Annotated in this window: 20 protein-coding genes and 1 pseudogene; 18 read left to right on the top strand and 3 right to left on the bottom strand. The window is 52.1% G+C overall.

Going from position 1 to position 26647, the window contains the following annotated elements; all coding sequences use genetic code 11:
• Positions 1-203: 203 nt before the first annotated feature.
• The 4 genes from murQ to DXA36_RS29510 all read left to right on the top strand — a co-directional run bounded on the left by murQ (position 204) and on the right by DXA36_RS29510 (position 5328).
• Positions 204-1118: an N-acetylmuramic acid 6-phosphate etherase gene (gene murQ, locus DXA36_RS29525; protein WP_118682847.1), complete on the top strand. Its 915-nt coding sequence runs from the start codon at positions 204-206 to the stop codon at positions 1116-1118.
• Between the two features lie 24 nt (positions 1119-1142).
• A complete protein-coding gene (locus DXA36_RS29520) occupies positions 1143-2588 on the top strand; it encodes a PTS transporter subunit EIIC (protein ID WP_118682846.1) in 1446 nt (481 codons plus the stop codon).
• A 58-nt stretch (positions 2589-2646) separates the two neighbouring features.
• Positions 2647-3687, top strand: a complete 1041-nt coding sequence (locus tag DXA36_RS29515; protein ID WP_118682845.1) for a MupG family TIM beta-alpha barrel fold protein — start codon at positions 2647-2649, stop codon at positions 3685-3687.
• Between the two features lie 141 nt (positions 3688-3828).
• Entirely contained in the window at positions 3829-5328 is a 1500-nt protein-coding gene (locus tag DXA36_RS29510; protein WP_118682844.1) for a catalase, read from the top strand.
• 256 nt (positions 5329-5584) lie between these two features.
• Here the strand turns inward: DXA36_RS29510 and DXA36_RS29505 are convergent, their stop codons facing one another.
• Both DXA36_RS29505 and DXA36_RS29500 read right to left on the bottom strand, forming a co-directional pair.
• The gene (locus tag DXA36_RS29505) at positions 5585-5869 is read right to left on the bottom strand and encodes a type II toxin-antitoxin system YafQ family toxin (protein ID WP_118682843.1); all 285 of its coding nucleotides are present in this window, start codon (positions 5867-5869) and stop codon (positions 5585-5587) included.
• The gene (locus tag DXA36_RS29500; RefSeq protein WP_118682842.1) at positions 5866-6144 is read right to left on the bottom strand and encodes a type II toxin-antitoxin system RelB/DinJ family antitoxin; all 279 of its coding nucleotides are present in this window, start codon (positions 6142-6144) and stop codon (positions 5866-5868) included. The genes DXA36_RS29505 and DXA36_RS29500 overlap by 4 nt, the downstream gene beginning before the upstream one ends.
• Before the next feature lie 493 nt (positions 6145-6637).
• Between DXA36_RS29500 and DXA36_RS29495 the strand changes: the two genes are divergently transcribed.
• The 8 genes from DXA36_RS29495 to DXA36_RS29460 all read left to right on the top strand — a co-directional run bounded on the left by DXA36_RS29495 (position 6638) and on the right by DXA36_RS29460 (position 17694).
• Entirely contained in the window at positions 6638-7438 is an 801-nt protein-coding gene (locus tag DXA36_RS29495; protein ID WP_118682841.1) for a hypothetical protein, read from the top strand.
• Between the two features lie 15 nt (positions 7439-7453).
• Positions 7454-9175: a hypothetical protein gene (locus DXA36_RS29490; RefSeq protein ID WP_118682840.1), complete on the top strand. Its 1722-nt coding sequence runs from the start codon at positions 7454-7456 to the stop codon at positions 9173-9175.
• 30 nt (positions 9176-9205) lie between these two features.
• Positions 9206-10501, top strand: a complete 1296-nt coding sequence (locus tag DXA36_RS29485; protein ID WP_118682839.1) for an ABC transporter substrate-binding protein — start codon at positions 9206-9208, stop codon at positions 10499-10501.
• 301 nt (positions 10502-10802) lie between these two features.
• Positions 10803-12221: an ABC transporter substrate-binding protein gene (locus DXA36_RS29480; RefSeq protein ID WP_118682838.1), complete on the top strand. Its 1419-nt coding sequence runs from the start codon at positions 10803-10805 to the stop codon at positions 12219-12221.
• Between the two features lie 128 nt (positions 12222-12349).
• Positions 12350-13261, top strand: a complete 912-nt coding sequence (locus DXA36_RS29475; RefSeq protein ID WP_118682837.1) for a carbohydrate ABC transporter permease — start codon at positions 12350-12352, stop codon at positions 13259-13261.
• Between the two features lie 59 nt (positions 13262-13320).
• Positions 13321-14163, top strand: a complete 843-nt coding sequence (locus DXA36_RS29470) for a carbohydrate ABC transporter permease (RefSeq protein ID WP_118682836.1) — start codon at positions 13321-13323, stop codon at positions 14161-14163.
• A gap of 95 nt (positions 14164-14258) precedes the next feature.
• Positions 14259-16160: a sensor histidine kinase gene (locus tag DXA36_RS29465; RefSeq protein WP_118682835.1), complete on the top strand. Its 1902-nt coding sequence runs from the start codon at positions 14259-14261 to the stop codon at positions 16158-16160.
• Entirely contained in the window at positions 16135-17694 is a 1560-nt protein-coding gene (locus tag DXA36_RS29460; protein ID WP_118682834.1) for a response regulator, read from the top strand. Before DXA36_RS29465 ends, DXA36_RS29460 begins: the two co-directional genes overlap by 26 nt.
• Positions 17695-17720: 26 nt before the next feature.
• On the opposite strand, the gene DXA36_RS29455 is transcribed toward DXA36_RS29460, so the two are convergent.
• Positions 17721-18812, bottom strand: coding sequence for a carbohydrate-binding family 9-like protein (locus DXA36_RS29455; RefSeq protein WP_118682833.1), 1092 nt, complete (start codon positions 18810-18812; stop codon positions 17721-17723).
• A gap of 454 nt (positions 18813-19266) precedes the next feature.
• On the opposite strand from DXA36_RS29455, the gene DXA36_RS29450 reads away from it, so the two are divergent.
• The 6 genes and pseudogenes from DXA36_RS29450 to DXA36_RS29425 all read left to right on the top strand — a co-directional run bounded on the left by DXA36_RS29450 (position 19267) and on the right by DXA36_RS29425 (position 26646).
• Complete coding sequence (locus DXA36_RS29450; protein WP_118682832.1) at positions 19267-20196, top strand: ABC transporter permease; 930 nt, start codon at positions 19267-19269, stop codon at positions 20194-20196.
• Between the two features lie 10 nt (positions 20197-20206).
• Positions 20207-21139 (top strand): carbohydrate ABC transporter permease, encoded by a 933-nt coding sequence (locus tag DXA36_RS29445; RefSeq protein ID WP_207666388.1) that lies wholly within the window; start codon positions 20207-20209, stop codon positions 21137-21139.
• A gap of 62 nt (positions 21140-21201) precedes the next feature.
• Positions 21202-22836 (top strand): extracellular solute-binding protein, encoded by a 1635-nt coding sequence (locus tag DXA36_RS29440; RefSeq protein ID WP_118682831.1) that lies wholly within the window; start codon positions 21202-21204, stop codon positions 22834-22836.
• Positions 22837-22929: 93 nt separating this feature from the next.
• Positions 22930-24225, top strand: a pseudogene (locus DXA36_RS29435) (alpha-L-fucosidase); the annotation flags it as partial.
• On the top strand, positions 24218-25612 hold the full coding sequence (locus tag DXA36_RS29430) for an alpha-L-fucosidase (RefSeq protein ID WP_118682829.1): 1395 nt from the start codon (positions 24218-24220) through the stop codon (positions 25610-25612). The pseudogene DXA36_RS29435 and the gene DXA36_RS29430, both read left to right, overlap by 8 nt.
• Positions 25612-26646: a glycoside hydrolase family 18 protein gene (locus tag DXA36_RS29425; RefSeq protein ID WP_118682828.1), complete on the top strand. Its 1035-nt coding sequence runs from the start codon at positions 25612-25614 to the stop codon at positions 26644-26646. The genes DXA36_RS29430 and DXA36_RS29425 overlap by 1 nt, the downstream gene beginning before the upstream one ends.
• Position 26647 lies beyond the last annotated feature (1 nt).

Here is a 26647-nt window from a genome sequence, read left to right as displayed (position 1 = left end):
TGCTATAAAATCAATGTTTGGTAGATATCACGAATTCACTTTGAAATTTTACCCCCGCTGGATATAGCCGCTGGATATAGAAAAAAGTTGGTGCCGCCATGGTTTCCCCGACTGCCATCCTGGGGCAGTTACAGGTTTTGGAAAAATATTTGTATGAAATGGTAAGAACGGACACATATTAAGAAAAAAGGAGGCGAAGCGCCATGATTGATTTATCAAAATTAACGACGGAGTCACGCAACCCGGATACCATGAAGCTGGATGAAATGACTCCTCTTGAAATAGCCCGGATTATGAACCGGGAAGATACAAAAGCCGTGAAGGCCGTGGAAGAAGTGCTGCCTGAAATCGCCACAGCGATCCAATGGGCTACAGAGAGTCTGGAAAAGGGGGGACGAATCATCTATCTGGGCGCAGGAACCAGCGGAAGGCTTGGAGTCCTGGATGCGGTGGAATGCCCGCCTACCTTCGGCGTGGATCCGGGAATGGTGGTTGGCCTGATTGCCGGCGGCCGGAATGCTTTTATGAAAGCGGTGGAAGGGGCGGAGGACAGCCATACCCTGTGTGAACAGGATCTGAAGGAACTGGGGCTGACGGAAAAGGATACCGTTATCGGCCTTGCGGCATCGGGGAGAACCCCCTATGTGATATATGGCCTGAAATATGCCAATTCTATCGGATGCAAAACGGTGGCCATAGCCTGCAACAAAAGTTCCGAGGTTGGCAAAGAAGCCCGGATTGCCATCGAGCCGGTGCCCGGGCCGGAGGTGCTCACCGGTTCCACGCGTCTGAAAGCCGGTACCTGCCAGAAGATGGTGCTGAATATGATATCCACCGCGAGTATGGTTGGGATAGGGAAGGCATATGAAAACCTGATGGTGGATGTGAAGCAGAGCAATGAAAAGCTGGTGGTGCGGGCGCAGAATATCACCATGGAAGCTACCGGCTGTACGAGAGGAGAAGCGGAAGCTGCGCTGGCGCAGGCAGGCGGCCATGTGAAAACAGCCGTTACCTTGCTGATTATGGGATGCGGTGCGGCGCAGGCCCAGGACAAGCTTTCCGGGGCCGGCGGCAAAATAAAAGAGGCCTTGAAGGAAAACCGGAATCGTATCGGGTGAATCGAGGAAAAGGAGAAAGCGAGTATGGATTACAAACAGACAGCAAAGGAGCTTCTGGTACTCCTGGGAGGCATAGAAAATGTATCCTCCAATGCGGCGTGCATGACAAGGCTCCGCGTGGGTATCAGGAATATGGACAGCGTGGATTTGGAAGGCGTTAAAAAGCTGGAGGGTGTTCTCGGAGTGGTGGAGAGCGATACCCTGCAGATTGTTTTTGGGCCGGGAAAGGTAAATAAGGTTCTGGAGGCGTTCTGCGGGTTAACGGGCATTGCCAAGGGCGTGGCGGAGGATCCGGGGGCGGCCCCGAAAAAGAAAGAGGATGTATCCGCAGTGACGGCGGAGAATAAGGCGAAGCAGAAAGCCAGACATGATAAACCGGTGCAGCGTTTCCTGAAAAAAATAGCAAATATTTTCGTGGCTCTGCTGCCCGGGATCATTGCGGCCGGATTGATTAACGGGATCTGCAATGTCATCAATGTCTCCACAGGCGGAACCCTGTCGGGCATATGGTGGTATGAGTGCATCCGGACCATGGGATGGGCACTGTTTGCATACCTTCCTATTCTGGTCGGTTTCAATGCGGCGAAGGAGTTCGGCGGATCCGGCGTACTCGGCGCGATTGCGGGAGCCATGTCCATTGCCAATCCTGCCATGCCCCTGCTGGCTGTCTATAAGGATTCCCAGATCCTGCTGCCCTTTACCAACGACGTATTTAATCCGGCGGCGGGAGGGCTTCTGGCAGCGCTGATTGCAGGTATGTTCTTTGCTTTTCTGGAAAAAACGATCCGCAGGATCATGCCGGATATCATTGATACCTTCATCAGCCCGCTGCTAGTTCTGATCCTGGGCGGCCTTGCGGCGCTCCTGGTAATACAGCCTGTGGGGGAAATCCTGACAAACGGGATTTTTACGGTACTCACCTTTGTTTATGCAAAGCTGGGAGTCGTGGGAGGTTTTATTCTTTCAGCCGGCTTCCTGCCCCTGGTGTCGGTGGGCCTTCACCAGGCGCTCACACCGATCCATGCCATGCTCAATGATCCGGCCGGGGCGACCGGCGGCATCAATTATCTGCTTCCCATGCTTATGATGGCAGGAGGCGGACAGGTCGGCGCAGGAGTGGCCCTGTATATAAAAACCGGAAACAAGAAGCTGAAAGGGTATATCAGGGATTCCATACCGGTTGGAATCCTGGGGATCGGGGAACCCATGATGTATGCGGTAACTCTGCCCCTGGGACGTTCTTTCCTGACGGCCTGCATCGGTTCGGGTTTTGGCGGCGCGGCGGCAGCCCTGTTCCATCTGGGTGCCATATCCCAGGGTGTTTCCGGCTTGTTCGGCTTATTGATCATGCAGCCGGGACAACAGTTTACGTTTCTTATTTCCATGCTGATAGCCTATGTGGGTGGGTTTCTGGTAACCTATTTCTTTGGTGTGGATGAAGATCGGATCAACGAAGTCTACGGAGAATGAGCCATGCCGCATAAAAAAGAATGCAGTGACGTGCCGGCGGGTACAGAAGGGAGCAGATATGAATACGGGGATCTCACTTTATTTCTCAACAGGAATCCGGAAAAATGAGCGGATTATAACAAAAGCGGCTGCCTGCGGAGTGAAATATGCCTTTACCTCCCTCCATATACCGGAGGAAACCGGGGCAGATTACCGCGGGGACATCCGCCATATGCTGAAGCTCTGCCGGGAAAACGGCATGAACCTGATTGTGGATGTCGGCCCTGAAACGTTGGAACTGCTGGGGGTAAAACGGATTGACGAACTGCAGCCCATGGGAATTACCCATATCCGTCTGGATTATGGCTTTTCGGCTGCGGATACGGTACGTCTTGCAAAAAGCTTCCATGTGGTTTTTAACGCCTCCACCATAACAGAAAGCGATATTGGGGCGTGGCGGGAGGCCGGGGCGGATTTCAGCCGTTTTACGGCATGTCATAATTTCTACCCAAAACCGCTGACGGGCCTTTCCCTGCAGAGAATCCGTGAAATCAACCAAAGACTGCGTTTTCTTGGATTTACCATCCTGGGTTTTGTACCCGGGAACAAGGAACTGCGCGGGCCGCTGGAGGAAGGGCTGCCCACGGCGGAGTCCCACCGGAACCGGAAGGAGGAGGTTCTCCTGAATATGCTGGAGCTGTATTATGACGGGCTGTGCGACGTGGTTCTGGTGGGGGATGTGGATGTGACGGAGAAGGCCTGGCAGGATATCGCTTGCCTCAGCCGGGATTATGTGGAGCTGAAGGCGGATATCCTGCCGGAATTCGATTTCGTGAGGGATACCATACACCATGACCGGCCGGACTCCGGCGAACTGGTCATCCGTTCCCAGGAATCCAGACAGTGCAAACAGCACATCAGTCCCCTGGGCACAGGGAAAAGGCCCGCAGGAAGCATTTCCCTGTCCAATGAAAAATATCTGCGGTATATGGGGGAACTGGAAATCGCGCGGGTGGATCTGCCGGCGGAAGAAAGGGTAACGGTTATCGGGCAGGTGGATCCTGCATATGTCAAATATCTGCCGTTTATCCGGCAGGGGCTGGGAGTAAAGCTGGTTTAGGGACGACAGGGGGCCGGCTGAACTGTTGCATATTACAAGGCATTTTGCATAATTGTTATGCGAAATGTCTTGTGTTATTTTGTGAGACATGCTATAATAATGATATTGATAATTGTTATCGATTAGAAAGGAAGGTATTTTATGGAGAACAAAAAACTGACCAATGAGGTTGGGGCGCCCGTAGCGGAAAACGAGCATTCCCTGACAGCCGGGCCGAGAGGGCCGGTAGCGCTTCAGGATGTGTGGCTTCTTGAGAAGCTGGCTCATTTTGACAGGGAAGTGATTCCTGAAAGACGTATGCATGCCAAGGGGTGGGGTGCGTACGGTACGTTTACATGTACGCACGATATTTCCCAATGGACGAAAGCCAAGGTCCTGCAGAAAGGCACGAAAACCGATCTGTTCCTTCGGTTTTCCACTGTGGCCGGCGAACGGGGAGCCGCCGATGCGGAACGGGATATCAGAGGGGTTGCGGTAAAGTTTTATACTGATGAAGGAAACTGGGATTTGGTGGGAAACAATACCCCCACATTTTTCCTGAGGGACGTACATAATTTCCCGGATCTCAACCGCGCCGTGAAAAGGGATCCCCGTACCGGAATGCGCTCCGCACAGAATAACTGGGATTTCTGGACGCTTCTTCCGGAGACCTTCCACCAGACGACCATTGTCATGTCCGACAGGGGGATTCCCGCCACCTTCCGGCACATGCATTTCTTTGGGGAGCACACCTATTCTTTTTATAACCAGAAGAAGGAAAGAGTATGGTGCAAATTCCATTTCCGGACACAGCAGGGGATAAAAAACCTGACAGACGATGAGGCGGAAGCCCTGATTGCCAAAGACAGGGAAAGCCACGGCAGGGATTTGTTTACCGCCATAGAGAAAGGGGATTTCCCCCGCTGGACAATGTATGTGCAGATCATGACGGAAGAACAGGCGAAAAAGCACTATGAAAATCCCTTTGACATTACCAAAATATGGCGTCATGCGGAATATCCCCTTCACGAGGTTGGTGTGCTGGAGCTTAACCGGAATCCCGAAAATTATTTTGCGGAGGTGGAGCAGGCGGCGTTTACACCGGCCCATGTGGTTCCGGGAATCGGCTTTTCACCGGACAAGTTCCTTCAGGGCAGGCTGTTTGTATACGGAGATGCCCAGAGATACCGGCTCGGTGTCAATTATAACCAGATTCCGGTAAACCGCGCCAAGGTGGAGGTACATGATTATCACCGCGACGGGCTGATGCGTACCGATGGAAACTATGGACGCGCGGCGGCATATTCCCCCAACAGTCAGGGCGAATGGGCGTCGCAGCCGGATGTCTGCGAACCGCCTCTCGATTTGGAAGGCGCCCTGTACGCTTATGATCCCCAGGAGGATCCCACGGACGACTGCTTCCGGGCAGGCGGTGATCTGTGGCGGGTGATGGCGCCGGATAAACGGGATCTGCTGATTGAGAATACGGCGGGGAATATCGAACCCGTAACGGAGAATATCAAGTACCGACATGCGGTGCACTGTTACTGGGCGGATGAAGAGTATGGACGCCGTATGACGGAGGCGCTGGGCCTGGATATGGAGAAGGTACGGGAGCTGGCGGCCGGCAACCAACAGTCGCTGATTCAGGCGACCATCTGAAAAAGAACCGGTAAATGTACCGGTAAATGAAAATGTGGCTGCCGGGCATATGTACTAAATACTTGGGCCGGCAAATCCTGAAAATGGATTTGCCGGCCTTGGTTTTCAGGGATTGCTGCTGTCTTGCGGAAGTAATTCCGTCCCTTTGTTCGGGCAGACTGTCCGGGAAAGATCTATTACCCTTATGCCCGGAGTCATTGCAAAAACTTCTATATTGCTGATTAAAAATATATAGGTTTCCTCATGCGGTATCTTCCTATTTTTCAAACAAATCACTGTGTGTGCCTGTGCGAGCCAAAGTTAAGACAAGAACATCATTCTCTAGCCGATAAACAAGTAACCAATCGGATAAGATATGGCATTCACGGTGTCCGTTCCAGTTGCCGCCAAGTGCATGGTCTTTGTTTTTCTCTGGCAGAGGTACACCGTTTGCAAGATTGCAGATAATTTCCTCTAATAGTTCAATTTTTAGACCGCGCTTGATTGCCAATTTATAATCTTTCTTGAATTGCGTGGTAGGCTTAACGGTATATTTTGTCATTTTCTCAAATCTGCGAAAAGCTGATTTAAATCAGTATAACCCTTTATAGCAGGGTCTTTCGCAATCCTTTCCGCTTCGAGCATTGCGGCTGCAGTCTCCTTATTTGGCTTATTCAGCGAAATATCAAAAGGAATACCACCTTCACGGAGCGATTGACGGACAAAAATATTGAACGCTGTGGAAATATTCATGCCTAATTCTGCAAAAAGTTCATCCGCTTGAGATTTCAGTTCCGCATCCATACGAATGCTGATGTTGGTTGTATTGCCGGCCATGTTATCAACTCCCTTCTAACTGATACTTATAGTTTATATTGTTTGCACCTAATTTGCAATACAATGCACATGATTTTTGTTTTTTTATTCTGTAATTCTGTTACCCCTATCTATTGCTTCCATATTCAGCCTTCTTTGCACTTCTTATATAGACTCTCGGAATCTCTAAGCCTTATTTTATGCGGCTTCTGCGCTTCGCGCCCTTGATTAAAAAGGCATATCGTTCCGGCGCAGCAGGTACAGACTTTTTGATTGGGGGTGTTTCTTATTGAATTATAAAAAATTTAACAGGATTTTACTGCCGGCTAAAAGTAGATTTGTCTATGAGGGGCGTATTTGCGTAAAATCAGAGATGTTTTTTATCTGATTCCAATTGGTCTTGCTTCTATACATCGCGGCTGTTTTGGAGTAGAATAATATAAAAAGCTCGTATCCGTTGTTTGCAACGGCAAAACATAAGGATAAAAGTAAAACGGGAGCGGGGAGAAAGTGGATGAAAACAGGAACGGGAAAGCTCATGATATCCATAGTAATTCTTCATATGCTTGTATCCGGCTGCGGTGTATCCGGCCGGGCGCAGGCAGACCCTGCGTCAGGCTGGCAGCAGTTGGACGAAGCGGCTGTGAGCGGCCGGTATGAAGCCAATTTTACCGATGATACACAAGGGGATACGGTGCTTCTGGATACAGAGCTTGCCGTACCGAAAAATATCGTCATTCAGGGAGAAGCGGCGCTTATTTCAGCAGGTGCAAAACGGACGGAAATCAAAAATCCGTTCCGTTTAAAGTTCGTGGAAGAGGATGGAACGGAGCAGGTAGTATACGTAAATAGCCTGATGGGAAGCGGCGCAGGCTGGACCGGGAGCAATTCCATTGATGCAGGGATTACGCTTCCTGAGGGGCCGGTAAAGCTCATACTGGAAAAGCCGGAAGGAAAGAATTTCAATATCAGGCTTCGTTTTACCATGCAGGAGATGACAGAAGCGGAGGAAACCATATACGAGGATAAAAAGGAATATCTGGAGCAGCGAGATTTTTCCTGTGATTTGGCGCTGACAAAGGAACGGAAAGGAAAAATAGAACTGGAAAAAGGGGATATTGTAGCTGCGGCAAGAAATGCAGGAAGCGGGCAAATGAAACTTACCCTAACGAATGAAAAGGGAGATAAGGTAATTCAGATGGATACGGAAACACCGTTTAACTGTCAGTATACCATACCGGAAACCGGAACCTATGCAGTAATACTGGAAGCCGCGGAGGATTCCTCCGGAACCTTTATTTTTATTGTTTATTAGAAGGAAGAGGTGGAAATGATGAAAATAAAACGTGTAATAATTCTCTGCCTGTTATCGGGCCTGCTGCTGGCAGGCTGCGAAGGAAAAGACACACAGCTTCCGGCTGCCGGTTCCGGGGCGCAGGAGGATAAGAGCAGCGGAGATGCCGTTTTGTTTTCCCTGGTGGAGGAAACGGCCGGAGAGGAGATTCTGCTGTTTGACTGTGCCGATTTCGACGGGGACGGGAAACGGGAGGCCTTCGCTTTTACCGGAGTGAATCATAACGGTGTTCTGGAAGGCCGCCGGTGGTTTGTATCGGAGGAGGGAGCCGTGCCTGTGGGGACAGGGGGAGAAACGCCGGAATCTCTGCAGGATATAAGCGCTGTTGTGGAAACACCGGAAAATACCGCTTTCTGGTATACGGAGTCCGGCGGGGGAAGCTCCGCATGTTCCCTGCTGTGGGGTGTTTCGGAAGGAAGGCCCTATGAAAGCGTACTTTCCGGCAAGGGGGAAGCTTTTACGGGCAGCGGGGACGGAACCTATCTCCTGTACCAAAGCAGCCTGGATGCCAGGGAGGACGGGACCGGGCGCACGGTAAAGCCCTGTTATTTTTACTATAAAGAGGGAAGTTTCCATGAATACGGAGCGGTTCCTGTGGGTCGGGATAGCTTTCTCACCCTGCCCGGTGCAGCGGAATGCTTATCGTCCTATGAGTCGGATAACTATTGGATTAAGGAAATCTGGCTGCGGGGAAACGGCCTGGTACAGCTGAATCTGGGCAAAGAGGATCGGAACGTGAATCTGACCTGCAGCTGGAAGGACGGGGCACTGACGGTAGAAAATGAAAATGACGGTATTGCCGGGCTTTTGACGGGGGAACTGGCGACGGCGGAATGGTTTGGCCCGGGCGGTGTGTTAAAACAACTGTGGGAGGAGCGGTGTGCCGAACAAGAAGAAAACGGTCTTTTCTTCTCTGTCCGGCCGGAGCAGACGGCCTGGTTTGATCTGGACGGTGACGGTATGCCGGACAGCATCCGGTATCATGTCAGGAAGGAAGCGGACGCGTATGAAACGGACGGCGCTGCTATCGATATCAACGGAAAGACGGCCTGGGAAACAAAGCAGACGGTTTCCAGCGCTTACCGGCTCTGGGTGATCGATCTGGACAGAACCGACAGAAAAAAGGAACTGGTATTGCAGGGGCAGGAAGATAACGACTGTTTTTCCATGATGAAATTTTTCAGCCTGGAGAAGGGAACGCTCAGGGAGCTTGGGGATCTGAAGGAGGCTGAGGTACTGAATGGGACAGGAAATCTGTACCGGATAGGGGTATCCGATTTTGACAGCAATAGATATATGAAGCTGCCGGGTGACGGAACAATGGAAGTATGGGCGGATACTCCTGTTTTTACACAGGGGTTCGGATGTTATTACGTAAAGCTGGATTTCAAGTTGGAAGAAAACCGGATGAAACAGATGATGCAGCCGGAATATGAGATAAAGGTTCCTCTTGTAAGTGAGGAACCGTATGTGTATACGGCACAGCTTGCCATCCCTTTTTATGAAGCGTGGGAAGAGCACCCTTCGGGCGAACCCTCTTTTATTATGGAACCGGGCGAACAGATGAACAGCCTTGCGCTCGTGCCTGCTGCGGAGGATATGATTTATGTAAAAATGAAACGGCTTAGTACCGGAGAAGAGGGCTGGACCCTGTTTTCCGACACACAGCTGTTTACAGAAACGCCCGGCTGGGGCTGATGTGCAGATACGCTGACGGGAGGCTGGGAAGTGGACAAAAGAAACCGAATTTATCAGGGAGTGTTCCGGCGTGTTCTGCCGGTGCTTTTAACCGCAGCGGTTATCACCGGCTGCGGCAGGCAGGAGGAGCCGGAGGTGACGGAGCTGACCTTTATCCACGGCTGGGGAGGGACGGTCAACACACATTCCACCATGCAGGAGATTTACCGTGCCTTTGATGAGGAAAATCCGGATATTGTGCTGAATTACCAGCCCTCCTCCGACAGCTATATCGCTGTGGAGCAGGCCAACAATATGCTTGCCGTAGATAAAATGCCGGAAATTGTCAGCACGAACGGACAGTCCTATTATGTACAGAATGCAATAAAGCGCGGTATGGCGCTGGATCTCCTTCCTTTTATAGAAGCGGATGCGGATTTCATCCGGAGTATCCACCCCTCGGTCCTGGAAACCTGGACGGGGGAAGACGGCGGCCTTTATACGGTGCCGGATGCGCTGGAGGTGATGGGCTACTGGTACAATGCCGGATATTTCCGGGAGGCCGGGATCGTGGATGAAAAGGGGAATGCCAGGCCGCCCCGTACCTGGGAGGAATTCCGGGAAGCCCTTGAAAAGCTGGATGCCTGGGGAGGGGACAGGACGGATGCCTGTGCGCTGGAAACGGTGCAGGTGGCGGAAAATCTTTTTCTTGCAGTGCTGGCAGGGAAGGGGCCGCAGGGGCTGGAGATGGCCCGTACGCTGCCGGCTGCGTTTGATACGCCTGTGTTCCGGGATGCGGTACGGGATTTCGCCTGGATTTTCAGCCATTCGGTGAAGGCGGAGAGCCTGGATGATGCCAGGGAATATTTCCGGGAGGGCAGGACGGCCATTTATTTTAACGGCGTGTGGGAATGTGAAGAATTCAAGGGCTGTGCGGCGGAGGCGGATATCGCATACGCCAACTATCCCACGGAATCGGGGGAGAGCCTTTCTTATATCTCCCCTTCCTCCGGATACGTGCTCTTTGACAGCTATGATGAAAAGAAAAAAGAAGCCTCCGTCCGTTTTTTAAAGTACATGCTCAGCGGGGAGGTGCAGTTGAAGCTGGCGCTGGAAACGGGGCAGGCCCCTTCCAATCCCAATGTGGATCTGGCGGTAATCAGGGAAGAATACCCGCTGCTGGGCAATGCGCTGGAGCAGGCGCATGGGGCGGATATCCAGATAAAGACGATTACCAGCGTTTGGAACAGCAGGATCATGGAAACCATCGGTGCGGATATCCGGCGTGCCTGTACGGAGGAGGAGGCTCTGGATTCCCTGATCGCGGAGCTGGATCAAAGCCTGTAAAAGGGTGACAGCGGCATATGGTATGGGATACCCGGCTGATATGCGGACAGGCCCGGGCCTTTCCCGGAAAGGATGTTATTTTTTTACTGCTCCGTCCCGAAAAAGGGCGGCGGGTAAAAAAATAACATCTTTTTTCTTTCGGCATCGGAAGCAGGTGAAAAAATAGCATAGATATCTGCAGCTTTGTTTATTCAGAACCTAACCCGGGCGTGGTAAATTGAAAGCAACAGGAAAACGCAGCGGCTTCTGTCTGCGGAACAGGAACCGTTGCAGCTTCGTTACCAATAGGGAGGTACAGGATATGAAAAGAAAATCTTTGGTATGGCTGCTTTGTTCGGCGATGACGGCTCTTATGCTGGCAGGATGCGGAAACAGCGCGGAAACGGCGGATTCCCCGCAGCCGGCGGAGAGTAAACAGGAGGAACAGCCTGCGCAGGAGAGCGCGCCGGCGGAATCCGAAGCGGATGCACAGACGGCGGACGGAGAGCTTCCTACCATCACTTTTGTACACGGTTACTACCATGACGAATCGGAATGGGCGGCTGCCGCACAAATGCGCGCGATCTACCAGGAATTTGCGGATGCCCATAAGGATGAGTTCCATTTTGTGATACAAGCGGATGAGACGGGAGCGGAAGGCATTTATAACACCGCGCTCAATGATATCAGTGCCGGGGAATTTTATGATATTGCGGATTTCGGAGGCTGGGACATCACACCCGTGGCATCGGCGGCAGGAATGATATTGGATCTGAAACCTTATCTGGATGAGGACAGCAGCTTTAAGGACGGAGTCGGCGTCTGTTATGAGCAGAATCTGACGGAAGACGGGAACATTTATTCTGTGAGAGAGCAGATTGAGGGCGTTGGTTTCTGGTATAATGAAGCGCTTTTTAAACAGGCGGGAGCGGATACGCCGGATGTATGGAATACCTGGGATGATTTTAATACGGCGGTGGATAAGCTGACCGCAGCGGGGATTATGCCCTTCGGCCTGAATGCAGGATGGCCCGCTAATATCCTTACCGCGGCCTATCTTCAGAGAAGCGCGGATTCCAGAAGCTTCTATGCAGAAGGGAAAAATGTGGAGAGTTTTAAGCAGACGGTCTTTGCGGACACGCTTTCTTTTATACAGAAAAATGCCCTGCAGAAAATCGATTCGGCTAATTTCGGGCCGGGGGGTGACGATGATGAAGCGTACCGTTCCGATTTCTTTGACGGAAAGACGGCAATGCTTTTTAACGGGGTGTGGGATGCAGGCGGTTCCGTAGCGTGTGAGGCCGGTGCGGAGAACATCAAACCGGCGGTATTCCCTACCGAGGAAGCCGGTAAGAAGGCGGCACTGCTGTCCGGTGGCTGCGGTTATGTCGTATCCGCAAAGCTGGATGAGGCACAGACGGCCGCAGCGGTGGAATTTATTAAGTATATGACCAGCCCGGAGGTGGCAGCCCGTATTATCGAAAACGGAATCGGCATGGCGCCAAGCACGGCGGTGGATTATGAGGCGCTGGCGGATTCAGTGGAAGCGCCGGAGGCAAAGCTTCTGGTAGAAGCGTGCAGGCTGTGCCAGAGTGCGGATTACCAGGCGCTGGGGCTTGGCAACAACTTCGGGGATGCGGAAGGCGAGATCCAGGCCAAATATGCGGGCCTTAAGGATGGAAGCAAGACCGTGGAAGATGCTGTGGAAGAACTGGACGCGTTCCTGGAAGCGGCGGAATAAAGGCGGCCGGCAGTACGGACGGAAAGAAGGATACAAGAGGCTGTCTCCGGGATGGCCTCTTTCCATATGTGTACCCATCCGGCCTTCTTCGGCTGGGAACACAACGGTAGGGGAAAAGAGGATTTTGTATGAGAAAAGATAAGAAATTCTTGAATAAAAAGAATGGGTTTATCCTGGCGTTTCTGCTGCCCGGGATTTTGTTGTTCGGTATTATTTATGCCTGGCCTCTTGTGAATATTTTTGTGACTTCCTTTTGCAAATGGAATTACAAGAATTTCCTCAAGCCGGAATTCCTGGGCTGGGACAGTCTGTTTGACAATTATATCAGGCTGTTTACCGCAGACAGGAACTTTCAGACGGCACTGGTGAATTCCCTGAAATGGGTTGCCCTTACCATGCTGGTACAAATCCCGTTTACGCTGCTTGTGGCCCTGATACTGGCTAAAAAGCCCCTGGGCTGGAAATTTACCAGAAATACCTTCATCATTCCCAACATCATCTCCACGGCGGCTATCGGCCTGATCTTTTTGAATCTGTACAGTCCTTCAAGAGGGATTGTAACGGAGCTGTGCAACCGGATATGGCCCGGCAGTGATATCAGTGTGCTGGCAAATGAGACCTATGCTTTTTGGGGGGTGACCTTTTCCTTTATCCTCTTCGGCGGTTCCTCCTGCCTGCTTCTGCTGACACAGATTTTCAGCATCGACGCCAGCCTGCTGGAGGCAGCCCGGGTGGATGGGGCCGATGCAGGGCAGATAGACCGGAAAATCATCCTGCCCCTTCTGCGTCCCATGCTCGGCACGGTATCCGTGATGGCGGCCAATTATGGCCTTCTTCTGTATAATGAAATCGCCCTGATTACAGGCGGCGGGCCGGATAATGCCACCTACAGCCTGAGCTATTATGTCTACAAGACCGCACTGGGAAGCACGAAGCTGAATTTTGCCCGAGGCAATACGGCAGGGGTGATCCAGTTCCTGCTGGGTCTGCTTCTGGTAGGCCTGATTAACAGGGCTTTCCGTACGGATTATGTGGATTAAGGAAAAAGCGGGCGGGCCGGGTAAGGGCGCGCCGACATGCAGAACAGAAAGGAACCGGTATGAATCATAAATCATCTGAAAAACGCAGCGCATTCCATCTTCTGACAAGCGCAGGACGCGGCCTTATTATGGCGGCTGTCCTGTTTATCTCGATTTACCCCATCCTCTGGGTGTTTCTGTCCTCCTTCAAGAAGAACCCGGGCGGGCTTGCGCTGCCTACGGAATGGGTATTTGACGGGTATATCACTATTTTTACAAAGCTGGGCATACAGACTTATTTTGGAAACAGCATTTTTATTACGGTCCTATCCACGTTTATCAGCGTATTGGTGGTAGCGATGTCCGCCTATGTGTCGGCGCGGATGGAATTTAAGCTGAAGGGGCTTGTTACCCTGATGTTTACCACCACTCTTTTTATCCCGTCCATTTCCATCAGCTTTCCTATATACAGGCTGCTGGGCGATCTGGGGCTGAAGGATACGAGGGGCGGGCTTATTTTCATCTATTCCGGTCTTGGGATAGCGGTAACCTTTTTCATTATCCGCAGTTATTTCCTTACAATTCCAAGAGAAATGGAGGAAGCCGCCAGGATTGACGGCTGCGGCTACTGCGCTTCCTTCTTCCGGATCATAGTACCGATTGCCAGGCCGGGGCTTTCCACTGCCGCTATCATGGTATTCCTGAATAACTGGAATGAGTTTTATTTCGCCTCCATTCTGCTCAAGAGTAAGGAAAAAATGACGATTCCGGCGCTGCTGGGCCAGTTCACAACGGCCTATTCCAAGAATCTGAACGGAATGTTTTCCGCTATTATTGTCTCCGTCGTGCCTACCATCCTGATTTTCTGCCTCTTGTCCGAAACCTTTGTCAAATCGCTGACGGCCGGCGCCGTGAAGGGCTGAGTGCGCCCGCTGCAAAGTATAGGGCGTGACTTCAGGCTCCCGGAAGGGTATAATGGTTCTGACGGAAACGGCAGGATATAAAAGGCGGGGAAGCGATGAGAGGGAAGAAGAGAAAACGGTATTCCATACGTGGGAAAATGATAACGGTAAATATGGGAATCATGCTGGGCGCGCTGCTTCTGTGCGGGGGCATCTTTGTGTTTTCCGTGTTTTTCATCGTCAGCGACTACATACACCATGACATGGATTTTTTCCTGACCACCACGGCGGACAGTATGGATTCCGGACTTTCGTATCTGGAACAGGTGATCTATGCGCTTCGGGACTCGGAAACCGTAATGGAGGTTATGGATAAGAGCAGGCACGGCAGGCTCACTGGGGAGGAATGCAAAGCGCTGGAAGCCGCTTTTTCCCGTGCGGTGGATATCAGCAGCCCGGATAACCTGGGAAATGTACAGACGCCGTTGGTGCTTGAAGCCAGCCTGTTCGGCCGGCAGGGTGATTTTGTCAGCACCGGTTATTATGCGATGCCGACCTCGGAAAAAGAAGCGGGGGCGAAGGTGTTCCGGGAGGTCTGCCTGGCCTATGAGAAGGAGGAGGCAGAGGAAGGCGCCGGATACTCCTACCAGGAAAAGGAGGGCTTTTTGTATCTGGCTTTTCCCTTATATAACAGCCTTATGGATAAAACGGGCACCGTCCTTTTCAAGCTGAACAAGGAGGCTCTGGACAAACGGATGGAAGAACTGGCGGAAAGCTATCCCGGCTCCTTTTGGGTGCTCTGCGACAGGAAGGAAAAGCTTCTGGACGGCGGGAACCAGGAAGCCTTCTGGAATACGGCAGGTACAAAACGGGAAACGTTTGAGGAGTACCGTTATGAACCTTTCCGTATGGATGTGGGGGGAAAGGATTACCGGGTTTACAGAAAGCTTCTGCCCATGGAATTACAGGTGTTTCTGGGGATCCCGGAAAACCACGCCATGCGGCTGATGTATTCCTCCGTCCGTATTTACGTGCTGCTTATCGCGGTGGTAACCGGCTGCGGCTGCTTGTTTCTGCTGGTTCTGATCTACCGTCTGACCAGGCCCATCGAGGAGATTACACACAAGCTCCAGGCAGTGCGGGAAGGAGAGTTCGAAACCAAGCTTCCTTCCTATGACAGCCGGGAATTCCATGAAATCAGCAAAGTATTCAACGAAATGACAGCTTATGTGAACAATCTGATCAAGGAAGTATACGAAAAGCAGATTTCCATCAAGGAAATGGAACTGAAATTCCTGCAGACACAGATGAATCCCCATTTTATGTTTAACGTTCTCAATACCCTGTCCCTGCAGGCCAAAATGGACGGCAATGAAGAACTGTTCCGCATGATATCCACCTTCAGCAAGCTGATCCAGGCCAAGATATACCGTAGCGGGGAAGAAAAGGTGACGCTGGGGCAGGAGCTTTCCTATGTGGAATATTATCTGTATCTGCAAAGCTACCGTTTCGGGGAAAGGCTGTCCTACGAGATTACGGTATCCGAAGATAAGCTGAAGGAGCAGTATATTCCCAAGCTGTGTATCCAGCTTCTTGTGGAAAATGCGGTGGTGCACGGGCTGGAGCCGAAGGTGGGCAACGGCTTCGTACAAGTGAAGGTTTACCGGCAGGAGGGCTGCATCTGTATCGATACCGTGGACGACGGCGTCGGGTTCGGTATGGACGGGGAGGCGGCAAAGGACAATGCCCATAACCATGTGGGACTGAGTAATGTACACCATATGATTCAGCTCATGTACGGGGAGGCCTACGGCGTAACCGTCTTTTCTTCTCCCGGCAGGGGATCCACGGTGCGGATCCGGATACCGGAGAATGCAGGAGCTTCAGGGAAGGCGGAAGATTCCGGGTGTGCAGGGGCTTCGGGAAATCCGGATAATCCGGGCAAGCGGGAAGAAGAAGGACGGATAAAGGTAAGCGGAAAGGGAGAGCGCCATGTACAGGGTAATGCTGGCAGATGACGAACCGATCATGAGAAAAGCACTGCAGACGCTGATTGACTGGAAGCGTCTGGAATGTGAAGTGGTTTTTGTGGCGTCCAACGGGATGGAGGTATTGGAGCATCTGGAGGAGGAAGCGCCGGATATCCTTGTGACGGATATCCGTATGCCCGGTGCGGACGGGATTGCGCTTACCCGATATGTGAAGGAGCATGAGCTGCCGGTGCAGGTAATTATTCTGACCGCCTATGCGGATTTTTCTTACGCCCAGGCGGCTGTGAAATACGGTGCGGCGGATTATGTGACGAAAACTGGAGCGCTGGACGGTCTGGAATCGGCCGTTTCCAGGTGCTGCAGCCAGCTGGAAAAGGAGAAAAGGGCGGAGGGGAAAGACGGAAGGGAAGAGGCTGTGGAGAATTTCCTGCGGGCCGTCCTGGACGGAAGCCTTTACGATGAAGAGGAGCTGGAGCTAAGATACCGGACGCTGCCCCTCCGGCTTGAAAATTACCTGGTGCTTTTATTCCGTTTCCGCCTCGGCCCGGAAACAGACGGCGATACGCGCAGCCGTATCCATAAAAGCCTGAATGACTTTTTTTCTATAGCATTTGAGGAGCATATGGAAAAAATGCTTTTCGTTCAGAGAGATATGCTGTGCGTGCTGCTGGGCGGGGTACAGGAAGGGTATGAAACCCGTATGGGCACGAAATGCGGACAAATCCTTGAGATGATGGATAATTTTCTGCAGCTTTCCGTGTGCGTGGGAATCAGCGGCATAGGCAGACGGGCGGGGGATTTGAAGCGCCTGTACGAAGAGGCGGCGTCCGCCCTGGACTACCGGTTCCCGGACGGAGCCGGCAAACTGCATTTTTACAGGGAAGGGGCGGAGCAGGAGGAACGGCGTCTGCCGGAGGAAGATAAATGGATGGAAGAGATCTGTGCCGCGGTGGAAAAGGCAGATGCGGAAAATGCCGTCCGGGCATTTCACGGGCTGCTGGAGCGGCAGAAGGCATTTGGCTGTACCGCCGCCGCCATCCGAAGTTCCGGGATGTCCCTTCAGGAACGGTGCCGGAAGCTGCTGACGGCGGGGGATACGGAGGATCGCAGCAGACAGGGCAGGCCGGGAGGAATCGCTCATCAGATTTACAGCTGTGTCTATCTGGAGGAGTACAGTCTGCTGATGGAAAGCCTGCTGACGAACGCTGCGCAGGCCATGAAGGGCGCCGCCCAGGGGCGGGAATTCCTCATAGACGCCTGTTTAAGGTATATCGACGCCCATTACCCGGAAAGCCTTTCCGTGGCGGATATCGCCGGCAGGATCGGCGTGAATGCCAGCTACCTGAGCCGGATATTCCGGGAAGAGACGGGGAATACGATAATCCATACCATCCATGAAAAAAAGCTGCGTAAGGCCATGGAATATCTGGCCCATACGGATATGAAAATATATGAAATCGCAGAGCTTCTTGGGTTTGAAAATGTAACCTATTTTTCGCACTTCTTTAAAAAACACACCGGGCTGGCGCCGAAGGATTATAAGGACTTGACGCAGGCTTAACAGGGCATTGGACGGTATTTTGCGTCTCATAAAACGGGCAGACAGGATGGCGTTATGTCTGGTTTCTCCGTCATGATCCGTCCGTCGGAAAGCAGAAGGATACGTTTCCCTTCCTCCGTAGAAGGGCAGGATATTTCATAAGTATGGGAAGTGGTTTCCAGCGTATAGTCCAGGGGCCTGAGGCTGCGGTTTTCTTCGCAGGGGGAAGATTCCCGGAGAATATCCCGCAGGATATCCAGGCTGGTGCACCAGGTGCCGTACGTATCCATATGGATATTCTGGGCGTAATAAAGCTTGCGCAGTTCCCATTTGCGCCGTTCATCCTCCGGTATCCGGAAGCTTCCGTCCTGTCTGCCTTCCTCCGTAAAAAAGACAAACCCCCACAGTTCTGGATAATGGATGTTAATGACGCCGGTGGGGGACCAGACCCAGTTGTCCTCCGGCAGCGGATTCCCTTCCGGATCCGTCAGCTTCCGGTAACAGCCATCCGTTTCCGATACCTTCCACTGGACCCTGGAAAAATTCATCCGGTAATATTCGCCGGCTTTGGGAGGCCGTTTATCGGGCAGACATTCCGTTATGGCCGCGAAGGGGATGGCCACCTCCACGGACCAGCTTTTGTTTAGCGGGGAAGGGGTGTTGATCTCCCCGCAGACGGATACGGCCGAACGCAGGCCATGGATATCATAACCGACTACCGCATTTCCCCCGTCCCGGTAGGCGCAGGGGAGGAACAGATCCCATACCGTGTTCAGAACGTTCATTTCAAATTCATAATACTGCCGGGTATCCGAATCCGGATCGATAAAAATCTCAAAATCATTATCCCGGAAAATCACATCATCCCTCCGGGTGACATTCCCCCATATTTCATTCCCGTCAAGCTGTGCGCCGACATACAGGTTTTCATCATCCCACATGATTTTGGCGCGGGTTACAAAACGGGGAAGAGGCATATGTGCCCCTTCAATATCCGTAAAAGCCTCCGTAAATTCCGCCTTTTCCCAGAAGGGCTTGTCCAGCCTCCCGTCCGGTTCAAAGGGGAGCACGGCCCGTCTGCACAGGTAGACGGGAGGGTGGAAACCAACCGAAGGAACCGGGATTCTTATATTGTCCATAACCGACCTCTTTTCTGCACGTAGTCAAAGTAACAGCTTGTGAACGTGCAACACAGAAAAAAATAGTTTTATGCAGCATTCCGATTATAACATCTGAAGAAAATAGTTGCAATACAAGGTAATAAAATGAACATAAATATAATATTTTTAATGGTAAAAGTGAACAAAAAAATACACTAAAAAGAAAAGATAGTTTATTTAAAAGGGAAAAAATGGAAAACTATTGGCAGAATTGTTGACAGATGCGGTGTAAAAACATATTATTTTATTAATAAAAATGCATGACAAACAGGTAATTAAAGCCCACGGTTGTTCATAATGTATAATCGCATTTTGAGGAAAAAATGTTCATTAATGTTCACAAATATTTGGAAAAAGTGCTGCCGGATGTAAAAAATATAGCGGTATCGCATACGGCAAAGGGCTGCGAAAGTATTTTCAGAAGGGAGAATGTATGAAAACGAAAAAGGTAAGAAAGAAAGGTTCCACAATGAGGGCGCTGCGAAGGGATATATCCCTCTGGCTGTTTTGTGTGCCGGGCGTCGTACTGACATTTATATTCAGTTACATACCCATGTACGGCGTCCAGCTGGCATTCCGCAGATACAATGCCAAAGCGGGGATATGGGGAAGCCCCTGGGTGGGGCTTTATTATTTCCAGCGCTTCTTTGAATCCCCGTATTTTGTGTCCACGATTAAGAATACCTTGATACTGAGTCTGTACGGACTGGTGGTATCCTTTCCGATTCCCATCATTCTGGCCCTGCTGCTGAATTCCTTCCGGCACAAGAGATACCGGAAAATCATCCAGACAGTTACCTATGCGCCGAACTTCATATCTACGGTGGTTATGTGCGGTATGATCATTCTGTTCCTTTCTCCCTCGGTCGGGGTTATTAATAACGTTGTGCAGTTTTTCGGAGGCGATCCGGTCAATTTCATGGCTAAAAAAGAGTACTGGCGCCATATTTATGTCTGGACCGGCATCTGGCAGGGAATGGGCTGGAGCTCCGTCATTTATTTTGCGGCGCTGTCCGGTATCAGCCCGGAGCTGCATGAAGCGGCAAAATGTGACGGCGCGACCAAATTCCAGCTCATCCGTCATATTGATCTCCCGTCTATCCTGCCCACGGCAACGATCCTGCTGATTATGAACTGCGGAAGCATCCTTTCCATCGGCTTCGAAAAAGCGTATCTTCTGCAGAACAACCTGAACCTTAATGTTTCGGAAATTATATCCACCTATGTCTATAAAGTGGGTCTGATCAATAATGATATGTCTTATTCCACGGCGATCGGACTTTTCAATACTTTGGTAAACCTGGTGATGCTGCTGATTGTAAACAAAACCGCAGACAAGCTTTCCGGCAACAGCTTGTGGTAGGAGGATGACGATGAATTTGACAAACAATAAAAACGGTACAAAGAAAAAAATGAAACGCTGCCGGGAGGACGTGATCTTCGATGCGGTCGTATTTATCCTGCTGACGGTAATCCTGCTCGTGGTGGCATATCCCCTGTATTGGGTTATCATTTCCTCTATCAGTGATCCTGCCGCCGTATCCGGGGGGAAGGTGTTGTACAAGCCTATCGGGTTCACGCTCAAGGGCTACGCGGAGGTATTTAAAAACAGTGCCGTTATGAAGGGCTTTCTGAATTCCCTCATATATACGGTATGCGGCGTATGCATTAACCTGATCGTCACCCTGCCCACGGCCTATGCGCTTTCCCGGGACCGGTTCGGGGGAAAGAAAGCCGTCACGCTCTTTTATATGGTTACGATGTTTTTCGGCGGAGGGCTGATTCCTACCTATCTGGTTATCCGTAACCTGCATATGCTCAACACGATGTGGGCGCTGATCCTTCCGGGCTGCCTGAGCGTTTACAACATGATCGTTGCCAGAACCTTTTTTAAGTCCAATATATCGGAGGAGCTGTACGAAGCGGCGGAGATTGACGGATGTACGCAGGGGCAGTTTTTCTTCCGGATCGCACTTCCGCTGTCCGCGGCGATCACGGCTATCCTGGTGCTGTATTACGGGGTTGGGCACTGGAACTCTTATTTTTCCGCCCTGGTGTACATATCCGATTCGGAAAAATATCCGCTGCAGCTGGTGCTGCGCAATATCCTGATCACCAATGAAACGGCGCTGTCCCAGACAGCCACCACGGAAGCCGCCAGAGCGGCGCTCCGGGAAAAACAGCAGCTGATCGATGTGATGAAATATTCACTGATCATCATCAGCAGTATTCCGGTCCTGCTCCTTTACCCGTTTATCCAGAAGCATTTTGTAAAGGGCGTCATGATCGGTTCCCTGAAGGGGTAATCGGAAAAAGAGTATTTACCGGTGCTGTGCCGATAAATATAGAAAAAACAGGAGGAAAGAGGATGAAAAAGAAAACGGTTGCACTGCTGCTGGCAGCGGCGATGTGTGCGGGTTCCCTGGCGGGCTGCGGCGGCAGCGATACCACAGGGGCGGAAGCGGTTGCCCCGGACGGGGGAAGTGTACAAAGCGCAGAGGTGGATGAAAGCGGAAAAGTGAACGGGGTGCTGTACAAAGAAGGCCTGCCCCTTGTAGACGAAGGGACCTACAGCTTTTCCATATTCTGCGATGATTCCAGCGAAAGCGGGGAATTTTATATGCTGGATGAGTTTAAGAAGCAGACGAACGTCGATGTGGAGATGCGTATTTTCCCGTATGAAACGGCGACGGAACGGCTGAACCTGGACTTGAATTCCGGGGATTACGCCGATGTGATAGGCGGCTGGACGCTGAATGACAGCATGATCCTGACCTACGGTGTAAACCAGGGCGTATTCGTTCCGCTGGAGGACTATTTTGCCGCGTACTGCCCTAAGATTACGGAGATACTGGAGCTTCCCGGCGTGCGGGAGGAAATGACGGCCCCTGACGGGCATATTTATACCATTCCTTATGTATGTGACGATACAACGGTGGGCTATGCGCCGTATATCAACAGCAGATGGCTTGAAAACGTGGGGATGGATATGCCTGAAACCACAGAGGAATTCGAGGCGGTGCTGAAAGCCTTCAAGGAACAGGATGCCAACGGAAACGGGGATCCGAATGATGAGATCCCGTTTTCCACAGACCCGAATAATAAACATATCGAAGCTATGGCAGGCTGGTTCGGTCTTCCCATGAATAAATACGGCGAAGGGATTGTAAACTCCGAAGTGGTATACGCCGGTGCCAGCAGTACCTACCGGGAGCTGTTAAGCTGGCTCAACAGCATGTATGAACAGGGGCTTATCGATCTGGAAATTTTCACACAGGACAGCGCCACCTGGGAAGGAAAAGGGAACCGGGACCTGTATGGTGTGTCCATCGCCTACGGTAGCAGCGAGTTTTCCGGGATCCAGGCGACGACGGAAAAAGGGGAGTTTGACGTCCTGCCCGTGCTGAATACCGACAAGGGCGGAAGCTGGATGAGAGACACCAACGGCTTTTCCGTATACCGGACCCAGGCCGTAATCACCGATAATGCCAAGAATCCCGAGGTAATCTGCCGCTGGTTCGACAACGCGTTTGAATTGGAAAACGGCATCGGCTGCAACCGCGGCCCTGTGGGAACCGTCGTATTTAAAGAAGAGGACGGCTACCATGCCATCGATACCAAGACGCTCAGCGAGGAAGAACAGGAAAAACTGAGCTGGGGCAACCTGTGGCCGCAGTCCCTTCCCAAATATATGCCCTCCGGCTTCAAATACATCGAAGCAAACCCGCTGTATGATGAAAAGAAGGCGCTGGAAGAAGCCTACGAGCCGTACCTGACCAAAGAAACCGTTCCTTCCTTCTGGATCCCCCTCGACAAAATCGACCGGTATTCGGATATTGCCACCGCAATCAACGATTATTTCAACCAGCAGCAGGCCATGTTTGTATCCGGCGAGCTGGACATTGACGATGATACCCAGTGGCAGAATTATATTGACGGCCTTTATGCACTTGGCCTGGAGGACTGGATGGAGGTCCGCGGGGTTGAAAAGGTAGCGGAATAAAGGAGAGCCTGCAAAGGCGGCAGGGAGAAAAGGCATATTACCGTAAAAAAGTAATATGTCCTTTTCCGGTCAGCAAGAAAAAACCGGAGGAAACAGAATATGATGCAGGAATGGTTCAAAAAGGCCAGGCTGGGGATTTTTATCCATTACGGAATCTATGCCGTGGGAGACGTATCGGAGTCCTGGTCCTTTCATAACGGAAATATTTCCTATGAGGATTACATGAAGCAATGCGAAGGCTTTACCGCTTCCCAATACGATCCCGCCGCGTGGGCGGCGCTTTTTGTGAAGGCGGGGGCGCAATATGTGGTGATGACCGCAAAGCACCACGACGGGATGGCTCTTTTTGACACCCGGTACAGTGATTTAAGCGTGGTGAAGAAAACGCCGGCGGGAAGAGATCTGATCCGGGAATACAGCGATGCCATGCATGCGGCGGGGCTGAAAACAGGAATTTATTTTTCCCTGATCGACTGGTCGGATCCCCGCTACCGGAGCGTATATCCGGAAGGGATGAAAAAGGAGGACTGCCGGAAGGATATTTACGGATCCCCCGCGGGAGGGGAAGAGGATCCGGATGCCTGGGAAGAATTCCTGCGGTTTAACGACCGGCAGCTGGAAGAACTCATGACGGGTTATCAGACCGTGGATCTTTTGTGGTTTGACGGTGACTGGGAACGCAGCGCCGCACAGTGGCGGATGCCCCGGTTCCGGGAATATCTTCATTCCCTGAATCCCAACGTGGTCTTAAACTCACGGATGCAGGGCTATGGGGATTATGAGACGCCCGAACAGGGAATCCCTATTTACGGGCCGGAAGGGGAATGGGAATTCTGTACCACCATAAATGATTCCTGGGGATACCGTCCCAGCGACAATGCCTATAAAACGAGCGGTCAGATCATCCGTATGTTCTGCGACTGCATCACGCTGGGAGGCAGGCTCCTGCTGGACGTAGGCCCCAAAGAGGACGGGACGCTGGATGAGCGCCAGGAAAAAGTATTGCTGGATCTGGGAAGCTGGATCCATGATCATGAAGAAGCGGTGTACGGAACCGGGAAGGGCCTGAGCTATCATCAGTTCCTGGGAGGAAGCACGATTTCCGGGGATCAGGAAACGCTGTATTTAATCGTGTATGACAAACCCCTGGAAACCGTGTGCGTAAAGGGACTGAAAACACCGGTAAAGCGGGTGACGGTGCTGCACAGTGGGGAAGAGCTGTCCTTTCGCTATACCGGCGCCCTGCCCTGGAGCGGGATTCCCGGAACCCTGTGGATAGGGGCGCAGCATATGCAGCTGCATCCCTTTGCAACCGTGCTGAAGGTGGAGCTGGAAGGAAAAATAACCTATAATCTGGGACATGGAGAGGCGGTAACGAACAATGACTGAGAAGGAAAAGCAGGAAGAAACGGTGCAGGAGGGTGTACATAATTACAGCGCCGCAGATGCCTATGTGTGGCCGGAGGACCCGAAGGTGCGGCAGAAGCTGGAGTGGTTTCAGGATCAGAAGCTGGCGCTGATGATGCACTGGGGGCCTTATTCCCAGCTGGGGCTTGTGGAGTCCTGGGCCTTATCGGATGCCGACGCGGAATGGGCGAGAAAAGGTGTGGACTGGGAGGCGAGCGGGGAAGAGTTTAAAGAACAGTACTTCGGTTTAAACAAGACCTTCAATCCCATCCGGTTTGAACCTGAGAAATGGGCGGATACGGCGGCGGAGGCAGGAATCCGCTATCTGCTGTTCACCACCAAGCATCACGACGGCTTCTGCATGTGGGACAGCCGGTATTCCGATTACCGGATTACCGCGGAGGACTGTCCTTTCCATACCCACAAATATGCGGATATCTGCGGGCATTTATTCGAAGCCTTCCGTAAAAGAGGGATCGGGATCGGCGCCTATTTTTCCAAAGCCGACTGGCATGCGGACAGCTACTGGAAAAAAGGCTGCGCCAGGGGAGAATATATGTGGCGCGGCCCTTCCTATGATCCGTCTGCATACCCGGAGGAGTGGGAGCGGTTCGTGACGTTTACGCAGAACCAGATCAAAGAGCTGGCCGGCCGGTACGGAAAGCTGGATATCATGTGGTTTGACGCGGGATGGGTATGCCCGCAGTCCGGCCAGGATATACGCCTGGGCGAGGTGATAGAGGAAATACGCGGTTGGCAGCCGGGAATGCTTTGTGCGGACAGGACGGTGGGCGGGCCGTATGAAAATTATGTTACACCGGAGCAGTGCGTGCCGGATCGGCCTCTCGGCGTGCCGTGGGAAAGCTGCATTACGCTGGGAACCTCCTTTTCCTTTGCCTATGAGGATACCTATAAAAAGCCCAGGGAGCTGCTGCTGCTGCTCATTGACATCGTGGCTAAGGGCGGAAACCTCGCCATTAACGTAGGCCCGCAGCCTGACGGCAGACTGCCCGCAGGGGCGGCGGAATCCCTGAAGGGTATGGGGAAATGGCTGAAGGTATACGGCGATGCCATTTACGGCACACGGGTATGCGCTCCCTATAAGAAGGGGAATATTGCCTTTACCCAAAAGAACGGAACGGTCTATGCGCTGGAGCTGTTCCCGGAGGAGGATTCCCCGGTCCCGGAGGAGGTATGGATTCCCTGGGACGGGGAAGTGGGGAGGGTGACCCTGCCGGATTCCGGGAAAGAGGTCTCCTTTACCGCAAAGCAGGGAGGCCTTCTTGTTGCCATGCCTCCTGCACAGGAAAAAACGGCACCGATAGCCAGAGTATATGCACTGCAAAGGGAAGAAGGAGCAGAGAGCTGATGAATAAGATAATAGGATATGTAGGCACCAGGGATCTGGCAGGGATGCGGAATGCGGATATCCGCAGCCTGGATGTGATCAATATCGCGTTTGGACAGGTGAAGGATTCCCGCATGGTGTGGGAGGAAACCGGCGCGAAGGAAGCGCTGGAAAGAATCCGCGGGATTCATCCCGGCATAAAGATCCTGCTTTCCGTTGGCGGCTGGGGAGCCGATGGGTTTTCCCAGGCGTCCCGCACCGGGGAAGGAAGGGATAACATGGCGCGCAGCGCCGCGGAACTCGTTCAGGAATACGGGCTGGACGGCATTGACATTGACTGGGAATACCCGGGTACCTCTCTGGCGGGCATCGGTTCGGATCCGGAGGACAAGGAGAACTTTACACGGCTTCTCCGGGCGGTCAGGGAAAAGCTGGACCGTGCGGGAAACGGGTATATGCTCACCATCGCGGCCGGAGGGGACACGTATTTTACGGCGCAGACGAATATGAAGGAAGCGATCCGGTATCTGGATTATGTCCAGCTGATGGCCTATGACCTGCAGGGCGGTTTCCAGAAGGTGACCGGTCACCATGCGGCTCTCTTTTTCGGCAGAAGGAACCTGTCCGACGCCTGTGCGGATAAAGCGGTAAGGCTTTTTATGGAAGCGGGGGTTCCCGCAGAGAAAATCGTGCTGGGCATCCCTTTTTACTCCAGGAAATGGGAAGATGTGAAGGGCGGCGGCACCGGGCTGGGACAGGAAGCCCTCACCGTGGGAGGTTACGGGCCGGACTATGGGGAACTGACAGCATCCTATATCGGAAAAAACGGGTACTGCCGCTATTGGGATGAAGAAGCAAAGGCTCCCTACCTGTTTGACGGGAAAACCTTCATCAGCTATGAAGATCCGGTATCCATCACGGAAAAAATAACTTATTGCCGGGAAAAAGGCTTGTACGGAATCATGTATTGGGAATATAAATGTGACTCCGCCGGTGTGCTGACAGGCTTCATCCGCGGGAAAATGGACAGACTGGCGGAAGAAAGGCGGAAGTAAG

Origin of the sequence: Eisenbergiella sp. OF01-20 (genome assembly GCF_003478085.1) — a bacterium.
GTDB lineage: Bacteria > Bacillota > Clostridia > Lachnospirales > Lachnospiraceae > Eisenbergiella.
The sequence above is the reverse complement of the archived record's forward strand: the minus strand, read 5'-3'. Positions and strand labels throughout refer to the sequence as shown.

Bases quoted from the DNA above. Each gene is read 5' to 3' on its own strand.
- DXA36_RS29455 (WP_118682833.1), bottom strand. From the start codon at position 18,812: ATGGACAATATAAGAATCCCGGTTCCTTCGGTTGGTTTCCACCCTCCC.
- DXA36_RS29475 (WP_118682837.1), top strand. From the start codon at position 12,350: ATGAGAAAAGATAAGAAATTCTTGAATAAAAAGAATGGGTTTATCCTG.
- murQ (WP_118682847.1), top strand. From the start codon at position 204: ATGATTGATTTATCAAAATTAACGACGGAGTCACGCAACCCGGATACC.
- DXA36_RS29460 (WP_118682834.1), top strand. From the start codon at position 16,135: ATGTACAGGGTAATGCTGGCAGATGACGAACCGATCATGAGAAAAGCA.
- DXA36_RS29445 (WP_207666388.1), top strand. From the start codon at position 20,207: ATGAATTTGACAAACAATAAAAACGGTACAAAGAAAAAAATGAAACGC.
- DXA36_RS29450 (WP_118682832.1), top strand. From the start codon at position 19,267: ATGAAAACGAAAAAGGTAAGAAAGAAAGGTTCCACAATGAGGGCGCTG.
- DXA36_RS29515 (WP_118682845.1), top strand. From the start codon at position 2,647: ATGAATACGGGGATCTCACTTTATTTCTCAACAGGAATCCGGAAAAAT.
- DXA36_RS29495 (WP_118682841.1), top strand. From the start codon at position 6,638: ATGAAAACAGGAACGGGAAAGCTCATGATATCCATAGTAATTCTTCAT.
- DXA36_RS29425 (WP_118682828.1), top strand. From the start codon at position 25,612: ATGAATAAGATAATAGGATATGTAGGCACCAGGGATCTGGCAGGGATG.
- DXA36_RS29480 (WP_118682838.1), top strand. From the start codon at position 10,803: ATGAAAAGAAAATCTTTGGTATGGCTGCTTTGTTCGGCGATGACGGCT.
- DXA36_RS29520 (WP_118682846.1), top strand. From the start codon at position 1,143: ATGGATTACAAACAGACAGCAAAGGAGCTTCTGGTACTCCTGGGAGGC.
- DXA36_RS29430 (WP_118682829.1), top strand. From the start codon at position 24,218: ATGACTGAGAAGGAAAAGCAGGAAGAAACGGTGCAGGAGGGTGTACAT.
- DXA36_RS29500 (WP_118682842.1), bottom strand. From the start codon at position 6,144: ATGGCCGGCAATACAACCAACATCAGCATTCGTATGGATGCGGAACTG.
- DXA36_RS29465 (WP_118682835.1), top strand. From the start codon at position 14,259: ATGAGAGGGAAGAAGAGAAAACGGTATTCCATACGTGGGAAAATGATA.
- DXA36_RS29490 (WP_118682840.1), top strand. From the start codon at position 7,454: ATGATGAAAATAAAACGTGTAATAATTCTCTGCCTGTTATCGGGCCTG.
- DXA36_RS29510 (WP_118682844.1), top strand. From the start codon at position 3,829: ATGGAGAACAAAAAACTGACCAATGAGGTTGGGGCGCCCGTAGCGGAA.
- DXA36_RS29440 (WP_118682831.1), top strand. From the start codon at position 21,202: ATGAAAAAGAAAACGGTTGCACTGCTGCTGGCAGCGGCGATGTGTGCG.
- DXA36_RS29470 (WP_118682836.1), top strand. From the start codon at position 13,321: ATGAATCATAAATCATCTGAAAAACGCAGCGCATTCCATCTTCTGACA.
- DXA36_RS29505 (WP_118682843.1), bottom strand. From the start codon at position 5,869: ATGACAAAATATACCGTTAAGCCTACCACGCAATTCAAGAAAGATTAT.